The organism is Saccharopolyspora sp. NPDC000995, assembly GCF_053599315.1.
The window spans coordinates 72667-96334 of record NZ_JBSFLZ010000011.1; the positions used below are offsets into that span (position 1 = coordinate 72667).

General features: G+C 68.8%; 24 protein-coding genes and 1 pseudogene. 19 read left to right on the forward strand and 6 right to left on the reverse strand.

The features are described from left to right. Window positions 1-182 precede the first annotated feature (182 nt). Window positions 183-845, forward strand: coding sequence for a spermine/spermidine synthase domain-containing protein (locus tag ACWDKQ_RS06525; RefSeq protein WP_450137734.1), 663 nt, complete (start codon window positions 183-185; stop codon window positions 843-845). A gap of 28 nt (window positions 846-873) precedes the next feature. Here ACWDKQ_RS06525 and ACWDKQ_RS06530 read toward each other — a convergent pair whose 3' ends face one another. The 3 genes and pseudogenes from ACWDKQ_RS06530 to ACWDKQ_RS06540 form a co-directional block, all read right to left on the reverse strand. Further along, the gene (locus ACWDKQ_RS06530) at window positions 874-1008 is read right to left on the reverse strand and encodes an MGMT family protein (protein WP_450137735.1); all 135 of its coding nucleotides are present in this window, start codon (window positions 1006-1008) and stop codon (window positions 874-876) included. A 64-nt stretch (window positions 1009-1072) separates the two neighbouring features. Further along, window positions 1073-1123 (reverse strand): annotated as a pseudogene (locus ACWDKQ_RS06535) (hypothetical protein); the annotation flags it as partial. Between the two features lie 48 nt (window positions 1124-1171). After that, window positions 1172-1318 carry a hypothetical protein gene (locus ACWDKQ_RS06540; RefSeq protein WP_450137736.1) on the reverse strand — a complete coding sequence of 49 codons (147 nt, stop codon included), beginning with the start codon at window positions 1316-1318 and terminating at the stop codon, window positions 1172-1174. Between the two features lie 219 nt (window positions 1319-1537). Between ACWDKQ_RS06540 and ACWDKQ_RS06545 the strand changes: the two genes are divergently transcribed. The 3 genes from ACWDKQ_RS06545 to nusB all read left to right on the forward strand — a co-directional run bounded on the left by ACWDKQ_RS06545 (window position 1538) and on the right by nusB (window position 3797). After that, window positions 1538-2647 carry a M24 family metallopeptidase gene (locus ACWDKQ_RS06545; RefSeq protein ID WP_450137737.1) on the forward strand — a complete coding sequence of 370 codons (1110 nt, stop codon included), beginning with the start codon at window positions 1538-1540 and terminating at the stop codon, window positions 2645-2647. A gap of 88 nt (window positions 2648-2735) precedes the next feature. Then, window positions 2736-3302: an elongation factor P gene (gene efp, locus ACWDKQ_RS06550; RefSeq protein ID WP_450137738.1), complete on the forward strand. Its 567-nt coding sequence runs from the start codon at window positions 2736-2738 to the stop codon at window positions 3300-3302. Window positions 3303-3353: 51 nt separating this feature from the next. Further along, the gene (nusB, locus tag ACWDKQ_RS06555; protein ID WP_450137739.1) at window positions 3354-3797 is read left to right on the forward strand and encodes a transcription antitermination factor NusB; all 444 of its coding nucleotides are present in this window, start codon (window positions 3354-3356) and stop codon (window positions 3795-3797) included. 232 nt (window positions 3798-4029) lie between these two features. On the opposite strand, the gene bldD is transcribed toward nusB, so the two are convergent. Next, entirely contained in the window at window positions 4030-4518 is a 489-nt protein-coding gene (gene bldD / locus ACWDKQ_RS06560; protein WP_010311046.1) for a transcriptional regulator BldD, read from the reverse strand. Between the two features lie 289 nt (window positions 4519-4807). Here bldD and pyrR point away from each other — a divergent pair, with 289 nt between their 5' ends. From pyrR to ACWDKQ_RS06625, 13 genes are all read left to right on the forward strand, one after another. Beyond that, the gene (gene pyrR, locus ACWDKQ_RS06565) at window positions 4808-5425 is read left to right on the forward strand and encodes a bifunctional pyr operon transcriptional regulator/uracil phosphoribosyltransferase PyrR (RefSeq protein WP_450137740.1); all 618 of its coding nucleotides are present in this window, start codon (window positions 4808-4810) and stop codon (window positions 5423-5425) included. Next, a complete protein-coding gene (locus ACWDKQ_RS06570; protein ID WP_450137741.1) occupies window positions 5425-6357 on the forward strand; it encodes an aspartate carbamoyltransferase catalytic subunit in 933 nt (310 codons plus the stop codon). Before pyrR ends, ACWDKQ_RS06570 begins: the two co-directional genes overlap by 1 nt. 160 nt (window positions 6358-6517) lie before the next feature. Further along, on the forward strand, window positions 6518-7843 hold the full coding sequence (locus tag ACWDKQ_RS06575; protein ID WP_450137742.1) for a dihydroorotase: 1326 nt from the start codon (window positions 6518-6520) through the stop codon (window positions 7841-7843). Further along, window positions 7843-8391, forward strand: coding sequence for a PH-like domain-containing protein (locus tag ACWDKQ_RS06580; RefSeq protein WP_450137743.1), 549 nt, complete (start codon window positions 7843-7845; stop codon window positions 8389-8391). The genes ACWDKQ_RS06575 and ACWDKQ_RS06580 overlap by 1 nt, the downstream gene beginning before the upstream one ends. Before the next feature lie 109 nt (window positions 8392-8500). Beyond that, window positions 8501-9628 carry a glutamine-hydrolyzing carbamoyl-phosphate synthase small subunit gene (gene carA / locus ACWDKQ_RS06585; protein WP_450137744.1) on the forward strand — a complete coding sequence of 376 codons (1128 nt, stop codon included), beginning with the start codon at window positions 8501-8503 and terminating at the stop codon, window positions 9626-9628. 139 nt (window positions 9629-9767) lie between these two features. Beyond that, the gene (gene carB / locus ACWDKQ_RS06590; protein WP_450137745.1) at window positions 9768-13121 is read left to right on the forward strand and encodes a carbamoyl-phosphate synthase large subunit; all 3354 of its coding nucleotides are present in this window, start codon (window positions 9768-9770) and stop codon (window positions 13119-13121) included. Next, a complete protein-coding gene (gene pyrF, locus ACWDKQ_RS06595; protein ID WP_450137746.1) occupies window positions 13118-13966 on the forward strand; it encodes an orotidine-5'-phosphate decarboxylase in 849 nt (282 codons plus the stop codon). Before carB ends, pyrF begins: the two co-directional genes overlap by 4 nt. An 84-nt stretch (window positions 13967-14050) precedes the next feature. Beyond that, window positions 14051-14578, forward strand: a complete 528-nt coding sequence (locus ACWDKQ_RS06600; RefSeq protein WP_450137747.1) for a hypothetical protein — start codon at window positions 14051-14053, stop codon at window positions 14576-14578. Between the two features lie 97 nt (window positions 14579-14675). Continuing rightward, complete coding sequence (locus ACWDKQ_RS06605; protein WP_450137748.1) at window positions 14676-15182, forward strand: YbaB/EbfC family nucleoid-associated protein; 507 nt, start codon at window positions 14676-14678, stop codon at window positions 15180-15182. An 11-nt stretch (window positions 15183-15193) separates the two neighbouring features. After that, entirely contained in the window at window positions 15194-15517 is a 324-nt protein-coding gene (locus ACWDKQ_RS06610; protein ID WP_450137749.1) for a hypothetical protein, read from the forward strand. Next, window positions 15514-16680: a WXG100 family type VII secretion target gene (locus tag ACWDKQ_RS06615; RefSeq protein WP_450137750.1), complete on the forward strand. Its 1167-nt coding sequence runs from the start codon at window positions 15514-15516 to the stop codon at window positions 16678-16680. Before ACWDKQ_RS06610 ends, ACWDKQ_RS06615 begins: the two co-directional genes overlap by 4 nt. Continuing rightward, entirely contained in the window at window positions 16677-17408 is a 732-nt protein-coding gene (locus ACWDKQ_RS06620) for a hypothetical protein (RefSeq protein ID WP_450137751.1), read from the forward strand. The genes ACWDKQ_RS06615 and ACWDKQ_RS06620 overlap by 4 nt, the downstream gene beginning before the upstream one ends. Before the next feature lie 12 nt (window positions 17409-17420). After that, window positions 17421-18116, forward strand: coding sequence for a hypothetical protein (locus tag ACWDKQ_RS06625; protein ID WP_450137752.1), 696 nt, complete (start codon window positions 17421-17423; stop codon window positions 18114-18116). 60 nt (window positions 18117-18176) lie between these two features. On the opposite strand, the gene ACWDKQ_RS06630 is transcribed toward ACWDKQ_RS06625, so the two are convergent. Then, on the reverse strand, window positions 18177-19085 hold the full coding sequence (locus ACWDKQ_RS06630; RefSeq protein WP_450137753.1) for a serine/threonine-protein kinase: 909 nt from the start codon (window positions 19083-19085) through the stop codon (window positions 18177-18179). 46 nt (window positions 19086-19131) lie between these two features. Further along, window positions 19132-20988 (reverse strand): ABC transporter ATP-binding protein, encoded by a 1857-nt coding sequence (locus ACWDKQ_RS06635; RefSeq protein WP_450137754.1) that lies wholly within the window; start codon window positions 20986-20988, stop codon window positions 19132-19134. A gap of 536 nt (window positions 20989-21524) precedes the next feature. Here ACWDKQ_RS06635 and ACWDKQ_RS06640 point away from each other — a divergent pair. Both ACWDKQ_RS06640 and ACWDKQ_RS06645 read left to right on the forward strand, forming a co-directional pair. Beyond that, a complete protein-coding gene (locus ACWDKQ_RS06640) occupies window positions 21525-22625 on the forward strand; it encodes a serine/threonine-protein kinase (protein WP_450137755.1) in 1101 nt (366 codons plus the stop codon). Further along, window positions 22622-23116 carry a hypothetical protein gene (locus ACWDKQ_RS06645; protein WP_450137756.1) on the forward strand — a complete coding sequence of 165 codons (495 nt, stop codon included), beginning with the start codon at window positions 22622-22624 and terminating at the stop codon, window positions 23114-23116. The genes ACWDKQ_RS06640 and ACWDKQ_RS06645 overlap by 4 nt, the downstream gene beginning before the upstream one ends. Window positions 23117-23668 lie beyond the last annotated feature (552 nt).

Here is a 23668-nt window from a genome sequence, read left to right on the forward strand (position 1 = left end):
GGTCCAGCGCTCCAACGATGTAGCCGCGGCTGGCGAGGTCCTCGGCCAGCAACGAGTCGGATACCCGGGACATCAGGTGCCCGCCGACAGCAGATCAGAAGCGGTAGCCATGCCCGCAGCTCGGTGAAGCGGGCGTGAGGCGGTTCGGTTTCCCCCCAGCGGTTTGGCTAACGTTGGCGGCGATGACCGAACAAGTCGCGCGCAGCCGTTGCGAACGTGGCGAACTGGTGCTGCTCCGCCGCGGTGATGCTCTGGAACTCCGGGTCAACGGCGTCTTCGTGATGGACACCGTGCATACCGAAACCGAACGGCTGCTCGCCAGCGCCACCCTGCGGGCCGCCGCCCGAACCGACCGGGTGCTGGTCGGGGGCCTGGGGTTGGGGTTCACGCTGCGGGAAGTGCTGGCGGATCCGCGGGTGCGGGAAGCGCACGTCGTCGAGATCGAGCCGGACCTGATCGACTGGCACCGTGGCGGGCTCGTCCCCGAAACTGCCGAGGTGATCCGGGACGACCGGGTGGTGTTCCGCGTCGGCGACGTGGCCGAGGCGCTCGGCGCACAACCGGCAGGCAGCTTCGACATCCTGCTGCTCGATGTCGACAACGGCCCGGATTTCCTCGTCTATGAAGGCAACTCCGCGATCTACCGGGCTGAATTCCTGAGCCGTTGCGGGCAAAAGCTAGCCACGGAAGGCACTTTGGCGATCTGGTCGGCCGACACCTCGCCGGACCTCAGCGTCGCGCTGCACGCGGTTTTCGGGAACTGCGAGGAAATCCCGATTCCGGTGACCCTGGGCCAGAAGGAGACGACCTACCACCTGTTCCTGGCTCGCCGCCCTCGTGGGTGAATGCCCGGGTTCTTGCCGGCGCAATCACTCACGGCAGCAGGTCCAGTTCCAGCAGGCTGGGTTCCAGGACGCCCTCCAGCACCAGCAGCCGCCGCTTGGCCTCCAACCCGGGGCCGAACCCGCCGAGCCCGCCGCCGCTGGCCAGCACCCGGTGGCACGGCACGAGCAACGCCGACCGGGTTACTGCCCATGATCGTGCCGACGGCCGGCGAAGCCTCCGGCCGCCCGGACAGCTCCGCCAGCTGCTTGTAGCTCACCGTCTCGCCGAACGGCACCATGTCGTGCAACGTGCGCAGCACCTGCAACCGCAAGCCCTCCAGCGGCTCTTACTCGATCGGCAGGTCGAACTCCCGGCGCTGCCGCGCGAAGTACTCGCCGACCTGCCGCGCGGCCTCGGCCGCGACGCCGGTGTCCCGGCTCAACGCGGCCTCGTCGAACTTGCCGAGCGCCTGATCCGGCCCGGCGAAGTTCACCCGGCAAACCCCGGATGCGGTCGCGACACCGTCAGCTCCCCGACCGGACTGGCGATCGCGCTCCACGACAGCGACATGCCGGCAGGGTAGCGCCGGGCACCGACGACTCGGCCGCGAAAGGCGGGCACCGACGACTCGGCCGCGCAAGGTCGTGGCGGCTTCCCACCGATGCCGGCGTGACCAGGCCCGTTCGCGGATTCGCGGGTTAGGCTCCGAAACATGCCCGAAACGCACGCCCGCCGACGCCACGCCCTCCGCGATCGCCTCCGCGAGCAGGAGTTGGACGCGATGTTGGTGACCGATCTGCTCAACGTTCGCTACCTGACCGGCTTCACCGGATCCAACGCGGCGCTGGTGGTGCACGCCGCCGACGAGCCGGGAACCGAGCCGCGCACCGTGTTCTGCACCGACGGCCGGTACCTGACCCAGGCCGAGTCGCAGGTGCCGGACCTGGAGCGGGTCATCGAGCGGGCGAGCGATCTAGCGTTGGCCGAGCGGATCGGGGGCACCGCCGCCGAACACCGCCGGGTCGGCTTCGAGAGCCAGCACGTCACCGTCGACGGCCGCGACGCGCTCGCCGACGCGGCGGGCAAGGCGGAGCTGGTGCGCGCGCCGGGCCTCGTCGAAGCGCTGCGGCTGATCAAGGACGAAACGGAGATCGAGGCGCTGCGGATGGCTTGCGCCGCCGCCGACCGGGCGCTGGCCGACCTCATCGAGCACGGCGGGCTGCGCCCCGGCCGCACCGAGCTGGAGGTTGCCCGCGAACTGGAGACCCGGATGCTCGACAACGGCGCCGCCGGGCCGTCGTTCGACACGATCATCGCCGCAGGACCGAACTCCGCGGTGCCGCACCACCGGCCGACCGACGCGGTCCTGGCCGTCGGCGACTTCGTGAAGATGGACTTCGGCGCCCTTGCCGACGGCTACCACTCGGACATGACCCGGACCGTGGTGCTCGGCAAACCCGCGGATTGGCAGCGCGAGATCTATGAGTTGGTGCGCGCCTCGCAGGCCGCCGGTCGGGCCGCGCTCAGCATCGGCACCGAGGTCAAAGATGTGGATGCGGCGGCCCGCAAGGTGATCGAGGACGCGGGCTTCGGCGAGCAGTTCCTGCACGGCCTGGGACACGGCGTCGGCCTGGAGATCCACGAGGCACCGGCGTTGTCGCAGCGGGGGGACGGTAGAATCGGCGCCGGGATGGCGGTCACCGTCGAGCCTGGCATCTACCTGGCAGGGTGGGGCGGGGTCCGCATCGAGGACACGCTGGTCGTGCGTCCCAGCACGCCGGAGCTCCTCACCTTGACGACGAAGGAGCTCGTCGAAGTCTGACGCACCGAGGTGCGCCGGTCCCGCCGGAATCCGGTTCGCGTTGCAGACGAAACACGCCCAAGCCATCACCACAGGAGAGACCCCTACCGTGGCCACCACGAACGACCTGAAGAACGGACTGGTGCTCAACATCGACGGCCAGTTGTGGACCGTCGTGAACTTCCAGCACGTCAAGCCCGGCAAGGGCGGCGCCTTCGTCCGTACCACCCTGAAGAACGTGCTCTCCGGCAAGACCTTGGACAGGACCTTCAACGCCGGGGTGAAGGTGGACACCGCGAACGTCGACCGCCGCGAGATGACCTACCTCTACAACGACGGCACCGACTACGTGTTCATGGACCCCGACACCTACGACCAGGTCAACATCTCGGCCTCCGTCGTCGGTGACGCGGCGAACTACATGCTGGAGAACAGCGCCGTGGTGGTCGCCCGCCACGACGACAACCCGCTGTACGTCGAGCTGCCTGCCTCGGTCGAGCTCGTCGTCCAGCACACCGACCCGGGCCTGCAGGGCGACCGTTCCACCGGTGGCACCAAGCCCGCCACCCTGGAGACCGGTGCGGAGATCCAGGTGCCGCTGTTTCTCAACACCGGTGACAAGGTGAAGGTCGACCCGCGCGACGGCCGGTACCTCAGCCGCGTCAGCAGCAAATGATCGCCTGCTCATCCGCCGCAGGACTCGGCCCGGCCGGAAAGAGGGTGTGAGGTGGGTTCTCGGAGCAAGGCACGCAAGCGTGCCGTGGACTTTCTCTACGAGGCGGATCTGCGCGGCGTCGACGCGGTGACGCTGCTGGCCGATCGGGTCGGCTCGCCGGAGGTGCCGCCGGTCGGCGACTACACGGTCACCCTGGTCGAAGGCGTCACGGAGAACCGCGAGCGGATCGACGAGCTGCTCACGCAGCACGCCGAGGGCTGGTCGCTCGGGCGGATGCCCGCGGTGGACCGCTCGGTGCTGCGGCTGGGCCTGTACGAGCTGCTGTGGAGCGACGACGTGCCGCCGGCGGTGGCCATCGACGAGGCCGTGGAGCTTGTCAAGGTGCTGTCCACGGACGACTCGCCGCGGTTCGTCAACGGCGTCCTGGGCCGCATCGCCGGCATCGGAGACCGCCTCCGGAAGGCGGTCCGTCCGGAGCAGACCGCCGCGGAATAGCCCGAACGAGTTACGTGTGAGGGGCACCCTTGGTCGAACGAGGGCGCCCCTCACACGTAACTGCGCCACCGTACGGGTGGTAGGTGAAGGTCACCTCCATCCGGCATGGGCCGGGTGAGCGCGCTCCCTTCACTCGGACATAGCGGAGGGGCACCCGTCTGCGACTCTTGAGTCGCGGTGGGTGCCCCTTCCCGTGCCCGGCCTCGCCCGAACGGGTAGACCGGGTGTGGTGTCACTCCTCCCGGGCTGGGCGGGCCTCCGGGGGAAGCACGCCCCAGTCGATGAGCTGCTCGGTGAGCTCACCTGGCGTCATGTCGTAGATGATGGCCAGGGATCGCAGGTCCTCGGTGCGGATGGACAGCACCTTGCCGTTGTAGTCACCCCGCTGGCTCTGGATGGTGGCCGCATAGCGGGCCAGCGGACCCACCTTCTCCGCAGGTAGCTGCTGTAGCCGTTCCAGGTTGATCACAACTTTGGTGGCGGGCTCGGCGCCGGACGGCACCCGGCCCTCGGGAAGTAGTTCCGCGACCGGAACCCCGTAGAAGTCGGCCAGTTCGGCCAGTTTCTGCACGGTCACCGCACGGTCGCCTCGCTCATAGGACCCGACGACCACGGCCTTCCACCGCCCGCCAGACTTCTGCTCGACGCCGTGCAGCGACAGACCCTGCTGCTGGCGGATAGCGCGGAGCTTACTGCCCAGCGCCTTGGCGTAGTCGCCCATGTGGCGTTTCTCCGTTTCGTTCGCCCCGTCAGCCGATAACGGCGGTTGGGGAGCAAAGCTCAGATCGATACGGAGAGTAATGTTCGCTCGCCAGCGTCACCAGGTCAAGTTGGTCTTTCTCGGCAATGCGGCGAACGCCACCACACCACCCGGTCGATTGACCTCACGGCGCTGATAGCGTACAAGGCAGCCCGGCAGCCGGCGGCGGTTTTCGAGGCCGCCACTGCGGGGCAGCTCACACACCATCCTTTAAGGACCCGTCCAGAGAGGCGGGGAAGGAGGTCGCACCGTGGCGTCACGCCAACCGGCGGACGCGGCGGACCCGGTCGGGCAGCGGGAGCTGCTTTCGGCCGGTGACGTTGCGCGCACGATAGCCCGGATCGCCCACCAGATCATCGAGAAGACCGCGCTGGATACCGGCAACAGCGACGTGATGCTGCTGGGCATTCCCACCAGGGGGACCTCACTCGCCCGGCGGCTCGCCGCGAAGATCAGCGAATTCAGCGGCGTGACGGTGCCCACGGGCACCCTCGACATCACGCTCTTCCGCGACGACTTGCGGCACCGCCCGAACCGTCCGCTGGAGCCCACCAACCTGCCCAAGCAGGGCATCGACAACGCGCTGGTCGTGCTCGTCGACGACGTGCTGTTCTCCGGCCGCACCGTGCGCGCCGCCCTCGACGCCCTGCGCGACCAGGGCCGACCGCGGGCCGTGCAGCTGGCCGTGCTGGTCGACCGCGGCCACCGTCAGCTGCCGATCCGCGCCGACTACGTCGGCAAGAACATCCCGACGTCGCGCTCCGAGGACGTCGCCGTGCGGCTCGCCGAGACCGACGGCGAGGACTGCGTGGTACTGCGCCGCCCGGGAGCGGGCGTCCCGGAAGGCACGGGGGAGGTGACCTCCTGATGCGCCACCTGCTTTCCACCGAGGGGCTGGCCGCCGCCACCGCGACGAGCGTGCTCGACACCGCCGACACCATGAAGCAGACGCTGCTGGGGCGCGAGGTCAAGAAGCTGCCGACGCTGCGCGGCCGGACCGTGGTGACCTTGTTCTACGAGAACTCCACGCGCACCCGGGCGTCCTTCGAGATCGCCGGGAAGTGGATGAGCGCCGACGTGATCAACGTTTCGGCCAGCAGTTCTTCGGTGAACAAGGGCGAGTCGCTGCGCGACACCGCGCTTACGCTGGCCGCCGCCGGGGCTGACTGCGTGATCATCCGGCACCCCGCTTCGGGCGCCGCGCACCGGTTGGCAGGATGGTTGGACGAGGTCGGCACCCAGGTCGTCAACGCCGGCGACGGCATGCACGAGCACCCCACCCAGGCGCTGCTGGACGCCGCGACGCTGCGGGAGCGGCTGGGCGAGCTGTCCGGTCGCCGCATCGCCATCGTCGGCGACCTGCTGCACAGCCGGGTGGCGCGATCGAACGTGCACCTGCTGCGCACCCTCGGTGCCGAGGTGGTGCTGGTCGCGCCGCCGACGCTGGTGCCCGCCGGGGCGCAGCAGTGGGGCGCGGAGGTGCGTCACGAGCTGGACCCGGAGCTGCCGAAGCTGGACGCGGTGATGATGCTGAGGGTCCAGGCGGAGCGGATGCACGGCGGGTTCTTCCCGTCGGCGCGCGAGTACTCGATCGCCTACGGCCTCAACGAGGCGCGGCTGGGCAAGCTGCCCGAGCACGCGGTGGTCCTGCACCCCGGCCCGATGCTGCGCGGCATGGAGATCGCGCCGGCCGTGGCCGATTCGCCGCGCGCCGCCATCACCCAGCAGGTCAGCAATGGCGTGCACGTGCGGATGGCGGTGCTGTACCACCTGCTGGCCGGAGAGGCGGGACAGCCATGAGCAGCGCTGTGTCAACTCGGGTTCCACTCAACCGCACCTCAGGGGAACGTGACGCAAACCAGCCACGAGGAACCACGCATCGTGAGATCCGGGCTGGACGCAACCACCACTGTGAAACGCGGAGAGGCGGAACTGTGAACGCGAAGAGGCGGGAGGCGCCATGAGCCGGGTGCTGCTGAAGGACGTCCGCCCGTACGGCGTGGGCGATCCGGTGGACGTGCTGGTCGACGGCGAGGTGATCGCCGAGATCGGTCCTGGTCTGGAGTTGGACCCCGCCGCGAATGTCGACGAGATCGTGCACGCCGGGGGCGCCGTGGCGCTGCCGGGCTTCGTGGACCTGCACACGCACCTGCGGGAGCCGGGCCGAGAGGACGCCGAGACCGTCGAGACCGGGTCGATGGCCGCCGCGCTGGGCGGCTACACCGCGGTCTTCGCGATGGCCAACACCGATCCGGTCGCGGACAACGCCGTGATCGTCGAGCACGTGTGGCGGCGCGGCCGCGAGGTCGGCCTGGTCGACGTGCACCCGGTGGGCGCGGTGACGGTGGGGCTGAAGGGGGAGAAGCTCGCCGAGCTCGGCACCATGCGCCGCAGTGCCGCCGAGGTCCGGGTGTTCTCCGACGACGGCCACTGCGTGCACGACCCGCTGATGATGCGCCGCGCGCTGGAGTACACGAAGTCCTTCGGCGGCGTGGTCGCGCAGCACGCCGAGGAGCCGCGGCTGACGGTGGGGGCGCAGGCGCACGAGGGCGCGAACGCCGCCCGGCTCGGCTTGGCGGGCTGGCCCGCCCCGGCCGAGGAAGCGATCGTCGCGCGCGACTGCCTGCTCGCCGCGCACACCGGCGGCACGCTGCACATCTGCCACGTTTCCACCGAGGGCACCGCCGAGATCCTGCGCTGGTGGAAGTCGCGAGAACAGCGTGGTGAGCGCGGGCACAGCCGGGTTTCGGCCGAGGTCACGCCGCACCACCTGCTGCTGACCGACGACCGGCTGGAGACCTACGACCCGGTGAACAAGGTCAACCCGCCGCTGCGCACCGACGCCGATGTGCTGGCGCTGCGCCGGGCGTTGGCCGACGGCACCGTGGACTGCGTGGCCACCGACCACGCCCCGCACGCCGCGCAGGACAAGGACTGCGAGTGGTCCGCGGCGAAGCCCGGCATGCTCGGCCTGCAGACCGCGCTCGGCATCGTCGTGCAGACGATGGTGCGCACCGGCCTGCTGGACTGGCGCGGCGTGGCCCGGGTGATGAGCGAGCGGCCCGCCGAGATCGCCGGACTGACCGACCAGGGCCGACCGGTCGCCGCGGGCGAACCCGCGAACCTGGTGCTGGTCGACCCGGACGCCGAGTGGACGGTGCGCGGCGCGGAGCTGGCCAGCCTTGGCAAGAACTCGCCGTTTGACGGCATGCAGCTACCCGGCCGCGTGGTGGCGACGCTGCTGCGCGGCAAGGTCACCGCGCACGAGGGCAAGGTGAGGCGCTGATGGAACGCTTCCTGTGGGTACTCGGCATGGCCGTGATGGTCGCGTTGGTGTTCTTCGGCATGCGGCGCGGCTGGGGCAACCGGGCTCGCCGCCAGGCCGCCGAACTGCCGGACTTCCCGGTACCGCCGGCCGAACCGGGCGAGGAGCTGCTGCCCGCCGCGACCGGCATGTACGTCGGCACCACCCGGGCGACGGACTGGCAGGACCGCATCGCCGTCGGCGACATCGGCCACCGCGCCAACGCAACCGCGCACCTGCACGCCTCGGGCCTGCTGTTGCGACGAACCGGGGCCAGCGACCTCTGGATCCCGGCGGAGTCCATCGTGGACAGCCGCCTGGACCACAAGCTGGCCAATAAGGTCGTGCCCGGAGCCGGCCTGGTCGTGGTGACCTGGCGGCTGGGCGAGCAGCTGCTGGACACCGGGTTCCGCGGCGACGACAAGACAACGCAGACCGATTGGGTCGAAGCCGTCCGGGCGATCTCGCCCGCCGACGAGCTGACACGGGACGAAACCGCACAGCGGCGGCGGGGATCGGAAGCGACATGACCGCGACCACGACCGGTGTCAGGCAAGCGGTGTCCGCCGCATTCGCCACCTGCGCACAACGACCACGGCAGACGACCCGCGAATTCTTTGAATCGCGGCAGGAGGACAAATGACCGAGTACATCCCGGCCGCACTTGTGCTGGAGGATGGCCGGATCTTCCGCGGGGAGGCTTACGGCAAGGTGGGTCGCACCCTCGGCGAGGTGGTGTTCACCACGGGCATGACCGGATACCAGGAGACCCTGACCGACCCCTCGTACCACCGCCAGATCGTGGTGCAGACCGCGCCGCAGATCGGCAACACCGGCTGGAACGACGAGGACGACGAGTCCTCGCGCATCTGGGTCGCCGGTTACGCCGTGCGCGACCCCGCCCGCATCCCGTCGAACTGGCGCTCCCGCCGGTCGCTGGTCGCGGAGCTGCAGCGGCAGGGGATCGTCGGCATCGCCGGGATCGACACCCGCACCCTGACCCGGCACGTCCGAGAGCTGGGCGCGATGCGCGGCGGCATCTTCTCCGGCCCGGAACTGGGTTCCGACGACGAGATGGTGGCCGAGGTCAAGGCCAGCGCCGAGATGGTCGGCGCCTCGCTGGCTGGTGACGTCACGACCAACGAGCCCTACATCGTCCCGGCCGTCGGCGAGAAGCGGTTCACCGTTGCCGCGCTGGACCTGGGCATCAAGTCCAACACGCCGCGGATGATGGCCGAGCGCGGCATCGAGGTCCACGTGCTGCCGCTGTCGTCCACATTGGACGAAGTGCTTTCGGTGCAGCCGGACGGGCTGTTCCTGTCCAACGGGCCGGGCGACCCGGCCACCACCGACCAGCAGGTCGAGCTGACCCGCCAGGCCCTGGACCGCAAGCTGCCGCTGTTCGGCATCTGCTTCGGCAACCAGATCCTGGGTCGCGCGCTCGGTCGCGGCACTTACAAGCTGCGCTACGGGCACCGGGGCATCAACATCCCGGTGATCGACGCCGAGACCGGCCAGGTCGCGATCACCGCGCAGAACCACGGCTTCGCCATCGAGGGCGAGCCGGGCGAGCGGTTCGACACCGATTTCGGCCGCGCGATGGTCAGTCACCACTGCGCGAACGACGGTGCGGTCGAGGGGCTGCGGCTGCTCGACGGCCCGGCATTCAGCGTCCAGTACCACCCCGAAGCGGCGGCGGGTCCGCACGACGCCGCGCCGCTGTTCGACAAGTTCGTCGACCTGATGACGGAGGCGGAACTGTCATGAAGAGCGCTATGTCAAATCGAGTCCTACTCAACCGCACCTCAGGGGAACGTGACGCAGCTCAGCCACAGGAAGCCGCGAAACGCGAAATCGAGCCGGACGTAACCACCACTGTGAATCGCGGAGAGGCGGTACTGCGCTGATGCCGAAGAGGACCGATCTCAAGCACGTACTCGTCATCGGTTCCGGGCCGATCGTGATCGGCCAGGCGTGCGAGTTCGACTACTCCGGCACGCAGGCGTGCCGGGTGCTGCGGGAGGAGGGCATCCGCGTCTCGCTGGTGAACTCCAACCCGGCGACGATCATGACGGACCCGGAGTTCGCCGATGCCACCTACATCGAGCCGATCACCCCGGAGTTCGTGGAGAAGGTGATCGACGCCGAGCGGCCGGACGCGATCCTGGCCACGCTTGGCGGGCAGACCGCGCTGAACACGGCGGTCGCGCTGCACGAGCGCGGGGTGCTGGAGCGCTACGGCGTGGAGCTGATCGGCGCCGACTTCGAGGCGATCCAGCGCGGTGAGGACCGACAGCGGTTCAAGGACATCGTGCGCGCCGTCGGCGGCGAGGTGCCGGAGTCGGCTGTGTGCAAGTCGATGGACGACGTGCGCGCGTTCGTCGCCGAGCGGGGCCTGCCGGTGGTGATCCGGCCCAGCTTCACCATGGGCGGCCTGGGGTCGGGCATGGCGCACACCGAGGAAGACCTGGAGCGGATGGCCTCCTTCGGGCTGGCCGAGTCGCCGGTGCACGAGGTCCTGATCGAGGAGAGCGTCCTCGGTTGGAAGGAGTACGAGCTCGAGCTGATGCGCGACCACGCCGACAACGTGGTGGTCATCTGCTCGATCGAGAACATCGACGCGATGGGCGTGCACACCGGTGACTCGGTGACGGTGGCGCCGGCGATGACGCTGACCGACCGCGAGTACCAGCACATGCGCAACGTGGGCATCGCGGTGTTGCGCGAGGTCGGGGTGGACACCGGTGGCTGCAACATCCAGTTCGCCTTCCACCCGGACACCGGCCGGATGGTGGTCATCGAGATGAACCCGCGGGTGTCGCGGTCCTCGGCGCTGGCGTCGAAGGCCACCGGCTTCCCGATCGCCAAGATCGCCGCGAAGCTGGCCGTGGGCTACACCCTCGACGAGATCCGCAACGACATCACCGGCGAGACCCCGGCGAGCTTCGAGCCGACGCTGGACTACGTCGTGGTGAAGGTGCCGCGGTTCGCCTTCGAGAAGTTCCCGGGCGCCGACCAGGAGCTGACGACGACGATGAAGAGCGTCGGCGAGGCGATGGCGGTGGGCCGCAGCTTCTCCGAGGCGCTGGGCAAGGCGCTGCGCTCGATGGAGACGAAGGCGGCCGGTTTCTGGACTGTGCCTGACTCTCCGGGGCAAGACCCTGACGGTGTCACCGTTGAGTCCACTCTGGACGAGCTGCGGATCCCGCACGACGGGCGGCTCTACACGGTGGAGCGCGCGCTCCGGTTGGGTGCCACGGTTGAGCAGGTGCACGAGGCGTCGGGCATCGACCCGTGGTTCGTCGACCAGATCGCGGCGTGGGTGGAGCTGCGCGGCGAGCTGGTCGAGGCGCCGGTGCTGGACGCGGTGCTGCTGCGGCGCGCGAAGCGGGCCGGGCTCTCGGACCGGCAGATCGCCGCGCTGCGGCCGGAGCTGGCCGGTGAGGACGGGGTTCGCGCGCTGCGGCACCGGCTGGGCGTGCGGCCGGTGTACAAGACGGTGGACACCTGCGCGGCGGAGTTCGCGGCCCGGACGCCGTACCACTACTCGGCCTACGAGTCCGACCCGGCGGCCGAGTCGGAGGTCGCCGAGCAGCGCGAGCGGCCGAAGGTGATCATTCTCGGTTCGGGGCCCAACCGCATCGGCCAGGGCATCGAGTTCGACTACTCCTGCGTGCACGCCGCGACGGCGCTGCGCAGCGCCCCCGATAATTCCGGGCGCGGGTACGAGACCGTGATGGTCAACTGCAACCCGGAGACGGTCTCCACCGACTACGACACCGCGGACCGGCTTTACTTCGAGCCGCTGACCTTCGAGGACGTCCTGGAGGTCGTGCACTCCGAGCAGCAGTCCGGCACCGTGGCGGGCGTGATCGTGCAGCTCGGCGGGCAGACCCCGCTGGGCCTGGCGAAGCGGCTGGCCGAGGCCGGGGTCCCGATCGTGGGCACGCCGCCGGAGGCCATCCACCTCGCCGAGGACCGCGGCGCGTTCGGCGACGTGCTGGCCGGGGCGGGCCTGCCCGCCCCGCGCTACGGCACCGCGACGTCGTTCGAGGGCGCCAAGCGGATCGCCGACGAGATCGGTTACCCGGTGCTGGTGCGGCCGTCCTACGTGCTCGGCGGCCGCGGCATGGAGATCGTCTACGACGAGGCGTCGCTGGAGAACTACATCGCCCGCGCCACCGAGGTCACCCCGGAACACCCGGTGCTGGTGGACAACTTCCTCGACGACGCGATCGAGATCGACGTGGACGCGCTCTGCGACGGCACCGACATCTACCTCGGTGGCGTGATGGAGCACATCGAGGAGGCCGGTATCCACTCCGGCGACTCGGCGTGCGCGCTGCCTCCGATCACGTTGGGGCGTCAGGACATCGAGCAGGTGCGACGGTCCACTGAGGCCATCGCTCGCGGCATCGGCGTGCATGGCCTGCTCAACGTGCAGTACGCGCTCAAGGACGACGTGTTGTACGTGCTGGAGGCCAACCCGCGCGCCTCGCGGACCGTGCCGTTCGTGTCCAAGGCGACCGCCGTTGCGCTGGCCAAGGCGGCGGCCCGGGTCATGCTCGGCGCCAAGATCGCGGACCTGCGCGCGGAGGGCCTGCTGCCGCCGGAAGGCGACGGCGCGGAGCTGCCGATCGACGCGCCGGTGGCGGTGAAGGAAGCCGTGCTGCCGTTCCACCGGTTCCGCACCCGGGAGGGCGTCGGCGTGGACTCGCTGCTCGGGCCGGAGATGAAGTCCACGGGCGAGGTGATGGGCATCGACACCTCCTTCGGGCAGGCCTTCGCCAAGTCGCAGGCCGGCGCTTACGGTTCGCTGCCGACCGGCGGCCGGGTGTTCGTGTCGGTGGCCAACAAGGACAAGCGGTCCCTGGTGTTCCCGGTCAAGCGGCTGGCGGACCTGGGCTTCGAGATCCTGGCCACCAGCGGCACCGCGGAGGTGCTGCGCCGCAACGGGATTCCGTCCACGGTGGTGCGCAAGCACATCGAGAGCAACGGCGAGGAGCGCGACATCGTCGACCTGATCAAGGCCGGCGAGGTCGACATGGTGATCAACACCCCGTACGGCAACCCAGGTCCGCGCGTGGACGGCTACGAGATCCGCACCGCCGCGGTGTCCCGCGACATCCCGTGCATCACCACGGTGCAGGGCGCGGCGGCGGCCGTGCAGGGCATCGAGGCCGCCATCCACGGCAACATCGGGGTCCGGCCCCTGCAGGAGTTGCAGGCGGCCCTTCGGCAGGGCGGCGAGCAGCGATGACTGATCCGTTGCGGGCAGGCTTCGGTCAGCGGCTGGCGGAGTCGATGCGGGCGCGCGGTGCGCTGTGCGTCGGCATCGACCCGCACCCGTCGCTGCTGCACGCGTGGGATCTCGACGAGACCCCGCAGTCGCTGGAGCGGTTCGCGATGACCGTGGTGGAGGCGCTGGCCGGCGAGGTCGCGGTGCTCAAGCCGCAGTCGGCGTTCTTCGAGGTGTACGGCTCGGCCGGGATCGCCGTCCTGGAGAGGACGATCCGGGAGGCGCGGCAGGCCGGTGCGCTGGTGCTGCTGGACATCAAGCGCGGCGACATCGGCTCCACGATGACGGCGTACGCGATGGCCTACCTGGACGAACACGCGCCGCTGGCGGCGGATGCGATCACGGTGTCGCCGTACCTCGGTTACGGTTCGCTCGCCGCGGCGATCGGCATCGCCGAGCAGACGGGCCGCGGGGTGTTCGTGCTAGCTCGCACCTCCAACCCGGAGGGTGCGGGCCTCCAGCGGTCGATCCACGGCAGCGGCGACTCGGTCGCCCAGTACATCGTGGACTCGGCGGCCGAGACCAATGCGGGCGCGGAGCCGATGGGGCACGTCGGAGTGGTGGCAGGAGCCACCATCGGCGCCGAGGAGCTGGACTTCTCCCGACTCAACGGCCCGATCCTGGCACCCGGCCTGGGTGCGCAGGGTGCGACGGTGCACAGCCTGCGCGCGGTTTTCGGCGCGGCGCTGCCGAACGTCCTACCGGCGACGGCCCGCGACGTCCTCCGGCACGGCCCGACGGTCGACGGTCTCCGCGCGGCGGCCCACAAGGTCCGCGACGAGGTGAGCGACCTCCTCCGAGACTGATTTTCCTTGCTAGGGGCATCCTCGGCCGAGCTCGCTGAGGATGCCCCTTGCTTTGTGCCGACGGGGAACTGGTACGAAGTTCGCGTGCATCCCGCAACCAACGGCGCCCTCGCACAGAAGAAAGCGCCGCGCGTGCTGCGCTGGATCATCGTTGCCCTGCTGCTCTGGCTGGTCACGGGTGGCTATTTCCTGGTTTCCGCCGAGGTCACCATCTGGTCCCGGACCTTCGGCTCGGGCGAGGCCACGGCCGATCCGGTCGCACACGTGGAGCTGAACCAGGGGCAGCCGTTCGGTCTGGCCGCGCAACGGGATGAGTACGTGAAGTGCCAGGTGATCCCGCAGGCCGGTGAGGCACGTGAGTTCATTCCCGGCCGCCCGGCCAACAGCCTGCGCAGCTCGCGGCTGCCCGGGCCGCAACCCGCGTGGTTCTCCGGCCCTGCCGTGCTCCGCTGCACCGGGCGCACCACGGTGCTCCTGCCGGAGCGCTACGACAAGACCGGCCGCAACGTGCTGTACGCCCTCATAACCGCGTCCAGCCTCGTGATCGTGTGGTCCTCGGTGCAAATAGCGCGTCGTGTTCGTTTCAGCAACAGGATGCACTCCCGCGTTTAGCAGGTTTGCTCAAGGGAACGGATTGCGGAACGGCCCAATGCGCGATCGGTGGTCGGATAGTCTCGATATAACGGATCGGAAGCTAAGGGGACAGACGGTGAGCAGCGCGTCTGAGCGTATCCAGGAGATGATGCGCAAGTTCGAGGAGCAGGCGCAGAAGGCGTCGGAACTGCAGTCCGCGATGCAGGGCATGCAGGGCACGGCCAGCAGCCCGGACCGCTCGGTGACCGTGACCGTCGCGCCGTCCGGGGCGGTGCTGGACCTGCGCCTGGCACCGAACGCGGTGCGCCAGTCGGCGAACGATCTGCAACAGCAGATCATGGCGACCATCCGGCAGGCGACGGCGTCCGCGGCCGAGCAGCTCAACAACACGGTGGCGCCGATCCTGGGCGACCAGTTCGACAAGTTCCAGGAAGCGTTCAACGTCGAGGGCATGACGATCAAACCGACAACCGGGGACGAAACGCCCAACCAGGCCGAACCTGCTGCAACACCTTCCCCGCAGCGGGAACCGAATGCGGGTCAGGCGCCGTCCAAACGGCCACCGCAGCGAAGCACCGACTACGGTGACGACGACTTCTCTGCGGGCTCGTTCCTTCGCTGAGGGGTGCTGCTTTGACTGACTTGAAGATGACGCCGGGAACGCTAACCGGCCACGGCCAGGGTTGCGAGAGCCTGGCAGACAAGTTCGGCCAACTGGCCGACTTGCTCCACCAGGCCAAGGTCGACGACCAGTGCTTCGGCCCCATCGGCGACGCCGTGGGATTGAGCAGCAAGTACTTCGAGAGCTTGGACTCCTGCCAGGAACTGGCGACCAAGGCGCAGGAATTCTTGCAGCACATGAAGGAAGCACTCGACGAGACGGTCAAGGACTACGCCGACACCGAACAGCAGATCTCCGAGATGCTGAAGAAGGCCGGAGAGGGGCTGGGCGGATGAGCGCGCCGCAGGGACCGGGTGACTTTCAGAGCCTGAACAACGGCGACGGAAACTCGAAGAACTGGTTCGAGCAGGCCGCCGGCCGCGGCTCCTCGCTCGTGGGTGCCTCCCAGGACTTGGCGGACGCCTCGTCCCCGCCCGAGTGGGGCGTGGCCATGGTGTCGATGCGGGCCGAGCAGCTGCAATTGCTGACCAGTCCCGGCCAGGCGTTGATGGACAACGGTCTCGGCTTCCTGGTGTCGATCGTGCTCAGCCCGCTGATCGAGCTCGCGGAGTTCGCGATCGGCGACCCCGAGCAGATGCGAGCCACCGGCGAGGGCTGGGAGAACGTCGCGAAGTGGCTCGACCAGGTCGCCGAGCAGGAGCCGCAGCGGGCGCAGGGCACGGCCGAAACCTGGGTCGGCAAGGACGGCGACGCGTTCCGGAAGCAGATGACGGAATTCGGCGACGGTGCCAAGGCCCTGGCCGAGGATGTCCGCGACCTAAAAGGCACGCTGGACATGATCGCGGACATCTTCGACATGTTCGTCGAATTCTTCATCTCGGTCGTCACCGAGCTGATCATCGGCCTGATCGTGCAGTGGTTGGCGGCCCTGGCGGCTTCCTGGATCACGGCTGGGGCTTCGGTCGGCGCGGCCAGCGCCGGGACGGCCGCTCAGGTCGCCGGACAGGGAGCCCGCATCGGCGGCCGGATCGCCCAGATCCAGGGCAAGCTCTACCAGCTCTTCCAGAAGCTGGAGACGTTGCTGCAGAAGCTGCGCGAGGTCGGCAAGCTCCGCAAGGTCATCGACAAGATGAACGAACTGCGCAACGGCGGGAAGGTCTCCCAGTTCGTGGCGCGCAAGTTGGACTCGAACGCGCTGTTCAACACGCTCACGAGGGCCGACGGGAGCACGCTGGCCACGACGACCGGTAACCGCTTCATGCAGGGTGTCACCGGTTCCGAGGCGTTGGCGGGCAACCTTTCCCAGCGCTTCTTGACCAGTACGCTCGGTGGTTCGACGCGGTTGACCGGCGCGATCTTCAAGGAAGGTGTCTCGACGGCCACGGACGCGGCGATCGAGCAGGGCGCCGAATTCGCGTATGGTGCAGGGGAAGATCAAGTCACCGGGAAGATGAGCGAACAAGAGCGGAAGTCGGCTCAGGAGAAGGGCTTCTCGTGATCGAAGTTCTGGCGGCTCGCCAGCAGTGGTGCCGGCCGGGAGAGCCCATCCTCTGGTGCATCCGGTCGCACCGCAACTACCTGTTCGACGTCGAAGGGCTCGACGAATTGGGGAAGCCGAAGAAGGGGTGGGGCGCACGCGCCGCCCTCGGCGCTGGCGATGCGCTCGGAGGTGTCATCGGCGGTGTTTTCGATGCGGTCACCGGTGGGGACACCGATTCCGACCTGAAGGATTCGCCGCCGAGCGTGCTGTTCGGTCCGGGGCCGAACTGCATTGCGGTCACGGAGCTCTCGCGCATCCCCACCGGGGAGGACAGCGCCTACTGGGTGTTGACCTCGCATCGGTTGGGCTTGCTGACCTTCCAGGACGTCGCCGAACCGGCAGCGGGGCAAGCCGAGGAGTCGGCGGGGCTCCTGGGCGGTGCGCTGAAGTTCGGGAAGGGCGCGCTGAAGTTCGCACGGGATGTCCGGGACATCGTCGCGTCGAAACCCGAGTACGAGCCGGGGGTTGCCGTCCCGGTGCCGCAGGCGCGCGCCCACCTGGAGATCCAACGGCCCGCGATCGCCGATATCGGTGCGCACCAGCGCAAACTCGGCCGCGGCTACCAAACCGGAAAGCCCTGGTACCTGCGCGTTCAGTTCACCGACGGCTCGGGGATCGAGCTCAGCCCTTCGCCGAAGGAAAAACCCGTTCAGCGGCTGGTGGCAATGTCCCACGGACAGATCTGACGAAGGCGAGCGATGAGGGATCGGTCCAAAGTTCTGCGCCTGCTCAACGAAGGCTGGTGCGCTCCCGGCGAGCAGCTCATCTTCCTCGTGGGTGGTGAGCACAAGCCCGGTTGGTTCGGCGCGACGCTCGGCAACACCCGGCAGGTTCCTTACCTCCCGCAGCAGGACGACGGTGTGCAGCCGCCGTGGCCGCTGGTGAACGCCCGCCTTTCGGCGGGTGAGTTCCTGGCGGACGAATGGGTGCATGACCCGGCGGTGTGGGGCTGGTTCCACACCGACAGCCCGGCGCGGGCAGCCGCGCAATGCGGCGACGCGCTGAGCCGAGGGAAGCACTTCTCCTGGCTGGCTTGCACCAACCGCCGGCTGGCGGTGGTCGTGGAGGCGGATGCGCGCGCCGAGGCCCTCCAGAAGGCCGCGGAGCAGCAGAAATCGGCGGAGGAATCCGCCGGGATGCTGGGTGGTTTGTTCGGCAAGGCCAAGGCGTCGAAGGACAGCGGCCAGCCGCAGCCGCCCGCACCTGCCGGTCCGATCGAAACTTGGTGGGAAATCCCGATCGGGCACGTCGGCCGGTTCACCTCGGCCGAGCGTGGCAGGGGACTCGACCCCGTGGAGTTCTTCGCGATCCAGTTCGGGGACAACTCGAGCCTGGAGTTCCGCCTGATCAACGCCCCAGATCTGGTCGAAACCGTCTACGTGAACCTTCGGTGAGCCACGGGGAGTAGTAATAGCCGGGGTAGCCGTCCCGTGGTCTTCGGTGTTCACCTGACGCTACGACTCCGCCCCGGGCGTCGGCACGGGATCGGCAACTGAGGACAGCGCTTCGGCGAGTTCGGCGACCGTCGGGCGTTGCCGCGGATCCTGGCGCAGGCACGCGTCGATCGCGGTCGACATCGCCTTGGGCAGCCGCCGCTGGGTTCGGATCGGGGGTGCCGGAATGGTCAGCTGCGGGCACCGTGCCCGCAACGCCGACACCGACTCGAAGTTCGTCGGTTCGCCGGAAGTCCCGACGTCGAACGGCTGGATTCCGGTCGCCGCCCCGTACAGGACCAGGCCGATTCCCCAAACATCGGTCTCCCGGCCCAGCATCCCGCCGCGGATCTGCTCGGGCGCCATGGCGCAGGGCGTTCCCGCGCCGCCGCGGCTGGGGCCGGGTTTGCGGGCGAAGTTGAGGTCGATTACGCGCGCCCTGCCCATGTCGGCGATGATGTTTCCCGGGTTCAGGTCGAGGTGCAGGTAGCCGTGGTCGTGCATGTACGCCATCGCCGAGCACAGGTGCTGGCCCAGGTGGGCGAGTTCGGCGGCGGTGAGCCGACGGGTCCGCGTTTCGACGAGGTGCGAAAGCGTCGCCCCGGGGAGGGTTTCCAGCACCACTACCGGACCGTGCTCCCCGGCGACGAGGTCGTACGCCCGGACGATGTGCGGGTGGGTGAATGACAGCAGCAGGCGACCTTCGAGCTCCAACCTCTCCCGAACGCCCTCATGGTGCGCCAGGTCTGGGCGCACGGACTTGACGAAGCACCGGCAGTACCGCTGTTCGCTCCAGGCGTCGTAGGTGTCGAGTTCCCGTCCCCGGCGCATGTGCTGGATGACCCGGTAACCGGGAGTGATCTCGTAGCCCGGCGGGTGCGGTTGCGGCGCGGATTCCGTCGGCTCGAGGGCGGTGCTGATCGCTGTCATCGAAACTCCCATCGGTGGATGCCCCGCTTCGGCCGCGGGGCGGAGGTCAAGCCGTCTCCCGTTCGGCGACTAAAGCGGTGTGGTCGCGTTCGTGCAGCCGGTAGAGCTCGGCGTACCGGCCCCCGCGGCCCATCAGCTCGGGGTGCGTGCCGGCTTCGGCGATCCGGCCGTGGTCGAGCAGCAGGATCTGGTCGGCGTCCCGAACGGTGATCAGGTTGTGGGACACGACGATCGTGGTTCGGCCCGCCATCAGGCGGCGCAGTGGCGCGAGCACGCGTGCGGTCGCGGCCGCGTCGAGCCCGACCGTCGGTTCGTCGAGCAGCAGGATCGGGGCGTCGCGGATCATCGCGCGGGCTATCGCGATCCGCTGCCGCTGCCCGCCGGAGAGCAGCCGCCCGTGCGGGCCGACGCGGGTCTCGTAGCCCTCGGGCAACCCGGTGATGAACTCGTGCGCGTCGGCGGCGCGGGCTGCGCGCACGACCTCGTCGTCGGTGGCGTCCGGCTTCCCCCAGATGATGTTCTCCCGGATGCTCATGTCGAGCGCGAGGACGTCTTGGAGCACCACCGAAACGTTGTGGCGCACCGATTTCTGCTGCATCGAGCGCAGATCCGCGCCGTCGAGGGTGATCGCGCCGGAGTCCGGGTCGTAGAACCGCAGCAGCAGCTTCCCGGTGGTGGACTTGCCCGATCCGCTGGCACCGACGAGGGCGATCGTCTGCCCGGGCGCCGCGGTGAAGCTGATGCCGTGCAGCACATCGCGCTCCGCGTGCGGGTACCGGAAGCAGACTTCGTCGAAGGTGACCACGCCGCGCGCGCGGTTCAGCCGCCGCGGGCGGACGGGGTCGTGAACGGTCGGCTGCTGGTCGAGCAGCTCGATGACGCGTTCGGCGCTCGCCGCGGCCGCGAATACGGTGTTGCTGAGCTGGCCGAATCCGCGCACCGGCGAGTAGAGCTGGCTGAGGAAGCCGAGGAACACCAGCAGACCGCCCAGCGAGATGGAGTTCTGGGTCAGCTGCCAGGTGCCCAGGCCCACGATGATCAGCACCCCGGCCAGCTCCAGGAGCTGGATCATCGGCGAGAACAGCGCTTTGAGCCTGGTGGCGACCAGCTCGGCGGCGAAGCTGCCGAGGTTTTCGCGGTGCAGGCGGTCGGTTTCGGAATTTTCCCGCCCGTACGCCTTGACCAGCGCGGCGTTGCTCAGGCTCTCTTCCGCGACTGAACTGATCGATCCGGTGCGCTGCCGCTTCTCGCGCGAGGCGGCTTTGATCCGGTGCGAGAAGAACCTCGCGGTCAGCCAGAAAGCGGGAATCGTCACCAGGGACGCGATGGCCAGTTGCCAGCTCAGCACGAACAGCGCGCCTGTGAACAGGACGATCTTGAACGCGTAGGAGATCGTCTGGGTCAGCCCGGACAGCACCAGGTTCTCGATCGCGGCGATGTCGCCGGTGATCCGGGACAGGGTGTCGCCGATCTTGCGCCGTTCCAGGAATTCGACGGAAAGTTCGTGGAGGTGCCGGAACAGTTCGGTGCGCAGTTCGAGCAGGAACCGCTCGGCCAACCAGGTGGACAAGTACCGGTCGCCGAACGAGACCAGCCCGGACAGCAGCGTGACGACCACGTAGGCCGCCGCGAGCCCGAAGAAGGGGCTGAAGTCGCGCGGTATCAGGACCTTGTCGACGAGGATCTTGAAGAACCAGATGGTGGCGGCGTCCAGGACGGGCGCGATCAGGATCAGCGCCATCACCACGCACAGCCACCCCCGGTAGGGGCGCAGGTACGGCCAGAAGCGGCGGAAGATCTCACGGACGCTGACCGGCGGCGCCGCTTCTGGTGTTTCTCCGGGGCTGCTGGTGTTCACCCCGAACAGGTACCGGATTCTGGAGAAGAAGTTAGTGTTCGTCATGGTTGAAGGGCATCCGGCGGCGGCACTTTGCGATGCCGCCGCCGGACGATCTGGTTACCAGAAACATCCGTTGTTGAAGCTGAAGAATCTGCGACTGCAGAAGCGCCTGCTGAAACAACGGCCGCTGAAACCGCCAATACCGCCCCAAGCCGGTGCGAGCCCAGTGAAGACTGCCATGTCATCTCCTCGTGTGTCGTGGTTTCTCGTCGTGCAGGGGCCCGATTCCCCGGGGTAACGCTTGCCGGGCAAGCGTTTTCGGGCCCGTGTCTGGGCTTTCCGGTCCCCCTGGCGGTCAAACGCCCTGCTCGTCAGATTTTTTCGTCGTGACACCGGGTGATGTTGATTCCTGTCGGGGGTGGGCCAGTGGTCACCCCACCGTGACCGGGCGTTTTCCGCGGCTTACGCGCCCGAGAAGATTATTTGCGATCGGGAACAGTTGGTCGTCGCTGTTCACCGGCTTGCTCGCTCGCCCGGGACGACCCGGGCGGCTGGCGGTCGTCTAGGGTCGTTCTCTCAGCTGACGGTTCGGAGGACTGATGGACGACGTGCCTCTGCTGGGTGAGCGCTACCGGTTGGGCGCTCGCTTGGGTAGCGGCGGCATGGCAGATGTGTACCGGGCGATGGACACCCGGTTGCAGCGCGTGGTCGCAGCCAAGTGCTTCCGCTCCGGAACGGATGCCGCCGGGCGGGAGCGGTTCGCCGAGGAGGCCCGGATCCTGGCCGGGCTAAGCCACCCCGGCCTGGTCACGGTGCACGACTTCAGCGCCAGCGAGGACGAGCTCTACCTGATCATGGAGCTCGTCGAGGGCCCGACGTTGTCCGAGGTGATCGCCGAGGGACCGCTGCCGCCGGAGCAGGTCGCCGACCTCGGCGGCCAGCTGGCCTCCGTGCTGGCGCACGTGCACGACAACGGGATCGTGCACCGGGACGTGAAGCCGTCGAACGTGCTGATCGCAGGCGACGGCAACGTCTTCCTGACCGATTTCGGCATCTCCCGGCTCGCCGACGCGGTAGCGCGGATGACCAGTTCCGGGATCATCGTCGGCACCGCCACCTACATGGCGCCGGAGCAGGTCAGCGGCGGTGACGTCGGCCACCCGGTGGACGTTTACGCGCTCGGCCTGGTGCTGCTCGAATGCATCACGGGCAAGGTCGAGTACCCCGGTGCGGGCGCGGAAAGCGCCGTGGCGAGGCTGGTGCGCGCGCCGGAAGTGCCGATGGGCATCCCGGCGCACCTGCACCGGGCGCTGCTGGCGATGACCGCCGCCGCCCCGGATCGGCGGCCCACCGCCGCGCAGAGCGCGGAGCTGCTCGGCGGCAGGGCCACCGAGGTGATCCCGCGGATCTCGGCCGCGCCGCCAACCGAGCCGCAGCGTCCGCCCCAGCCGGAGAACCGGCCGATGACGCAGCACCTCCCGGTGGAAGAACTGCGCGCCGAACCACGCACCGAGCGGCCGAACCGGCGGCCGCTGCTGCTCGCCGGAGGTGCGCTGCTGGTGCTGCTGATCGCGCTGATCACGTATTTCTCGTTGCCCGAAGCGCCTGTCGCGCCGACGCTGCCACCGGCGTCGGGCCCAGCGGGCGTGGCGCGCTTGCCAAAGGATCTCGCCAACTTGGAAAGGCTGGTCCAAGGATGAAACGCGTTCTGCTGCCCGCTTTCGCGCTGCTGCCCGCTTTCGCACTGCTGCCTGCTTTCGCGCTGTTGCTCGCCGGTTGCGGCAGCGCGCCCGAATCGGCCGATCCGCAGGTGCGCCAGCAGCTCAGCGCGCAGGTGGAGGCGGTGAAAGCCGCCGCGCTGGGCAACGATCGCTCCGCCGCCGAGGCCGCTCTCGCCGAGCTGAACCGGCAGATCGCCACCGCGCAGGCGCAGGGCAGGCTCGCGCCGGACAACGCCCGGGTGATCCTCACCGCGGCAGACCGCGTCGCCGAGGACGTGCGCACCATCCCGCTGCCCGAGCCCCCGCCGCCGGTGATCGTGACGGTCACCCCCGATCCCCCGCCTGACGTGCAGGACGAGGGCGACCCGGGCAAGCACCAGAAGGATTTGGAAAAGCTGCATAAGCAGTGGGAACAGCAGCGGAAGCAATGGCAGAACCAGCGGCCGAACAACGGTAAGAACCAGGACTGACGGAAAATTTCCCGATCTCCGATCGCCCGGTGATTCCGATCCCGAACAATGATTGTGCCAATTTCGGCTCGTGTGGCAGGTTTCCGCCCGCACCACAACCCAGGACGGTTCGAACCGTTTCTCAGTCGGCACCAGCTGCGACGGCGCGAAGCGAACGACCGAAACAGTTCTCCAAGCCCTCCCCGCCCGGTAGCGGATCGCGATGGGTGGATGGAGCGAACCGCCTATTGGTAGCCGCTGTCCGGGCGTCGCGCCACCGGCGATTCTCCCCCCGGGGGCTTGGCCGCGGCCGGGTGGGCGGCGTTAGATGGCGGCTAGAAACCGTTTTTCTCGACGAGGTGCGAGGTGCGGAGTGCAGCAGTACGAACTGGCGGTGCTGCCCGGTCGGCGGTCACCGACGTGCAAGGCCTGACGCAGCGCAACCGCCAACGCGCCGTGCAGCCAGCGCAGTGAACGGGATTGATCGACGCGTTGAGCGCGGCTTGGGTGCCGAACGGGAAAATTTTGGTTGTGGAGATTGGTGGGCAGGCTCTGCATCCCGAACAAATGCCC

What these genes read in the sequence shown, in the direction of transcription:
- ACWDKQ_RS06525 (WP_450137734.1), top strand. Translation starts at nt 183, where the DNA reads ATGACCGAACAAGTCGCGCGCAGCCGTTGCGAACGTGGCGAACTGGTG.
- ACWDKQ_RS06545 (WP_450137737.1), top strand. Translation starts at nt 1,538, where the DNA reads ATGCCCGAAACGCACGCCCGCCGACGCCACGCCCTCCGCGATCGCCTC.
- bldD (WP_010311046.1), bottom strand. Translation starts at nt 4,518, where the DNA reads ATGGGCGACTACGCCAAGGCGCTGGGCAGTAAGCTCCGCGCTATCCGC.
- ACWDKQ_RS06570 (WP_450137741.1), top strand. Translation starts at nt 5,425, where the DNA reads ATGCGCCACCTGCTTTCCACCGAGGGGCTGGCCGCCGCCACCGCGACG.
- ACWDKQ_RS06575 (WP_450137742.1), top strand. Translation starts at nt 6,518, where the DNA reads ATGAGCCGGGTGCTGCTGAAGGACGTCCGCCCGTACGGCGTGGGCGAT.
- ACWDKQ_RS06580 (WP_450137743.1), top strand. Translation starts at nt 7,843, where the DNA reads ATGGAACGCTTCCTGTGGGTACTCGGCATGGCCGTGATGGTCGCGTTG.
- carA (WP_450137744.1), top strand. Translation starts at nt 8,501, where the DNA reads ATGACCGAGTACATCCCGGCCGCACTTGTGCTGGAGGATGGCCGGATC.
- carB (WP_450137745.1), top strand. Translation starts at nt 9,768, where the DNA reads ATGCCGAAGAGGACCGATCTCAAGCACGTACTCGTCATCGGTTCCGGG.
- pyrF (WP_450137746.1), top strand. Translation starts at nt 13,118, where the DNA reads ATGACTGATCCGTTGCGGGCAGGCTTCGGTCAGCGGCTGGCGGAGTCG.
- ACWDKQ_RS06615 (WP_450137750.1), top strand. Translation starts at nt 15,514, where the DNA reads ATGAGCGCGCCGCAGGGACCGGGTGACTTTCAGAGCCTGAACAACGGC.
- ACWDKQ_RS06625 (WP_450137752.1), top strand. Translation starts at nt 17,421, where the DNA reads ATGAGGGATCGGTCCAAAGTTCTGCGCCTGCTCAACGAAGGCTGGTGC.
- ACWDKQ_RS06630 (WP_450137753.1), bottom strand. Translation starts at nt 19,085, where the DNA reads ATGACAGCGATCAGCACCGCCCTCGAGCCGACGGAATCCGCGCCGCAA.
- ACWDKQ_RS06635 (WP_450137754.1), bottom strand. Translation starts at nt 20,988, where the DNA reads ATGACGAACACTAACTTCTTCTCCAGAATCCGGTACCTGTTCGGGGTG.
- ACWDKQ_RS06640 (WP_450137755.1), top strand. Translation starts at nt 21,525, where the DNA reads ATGGACGACGTGCCTCTGCTGGGTGAGCGCTACCGGTTGGGCGCTCGC.
- ACWDKQ_RS06645 (WP_450137756.1), top strand. Translation starts at nt 22,622, where the DNA reads ATGAAACGCGTTCTGCTGCCCGCTTTCGCGCTGCTGCCCGCTTTCGCA.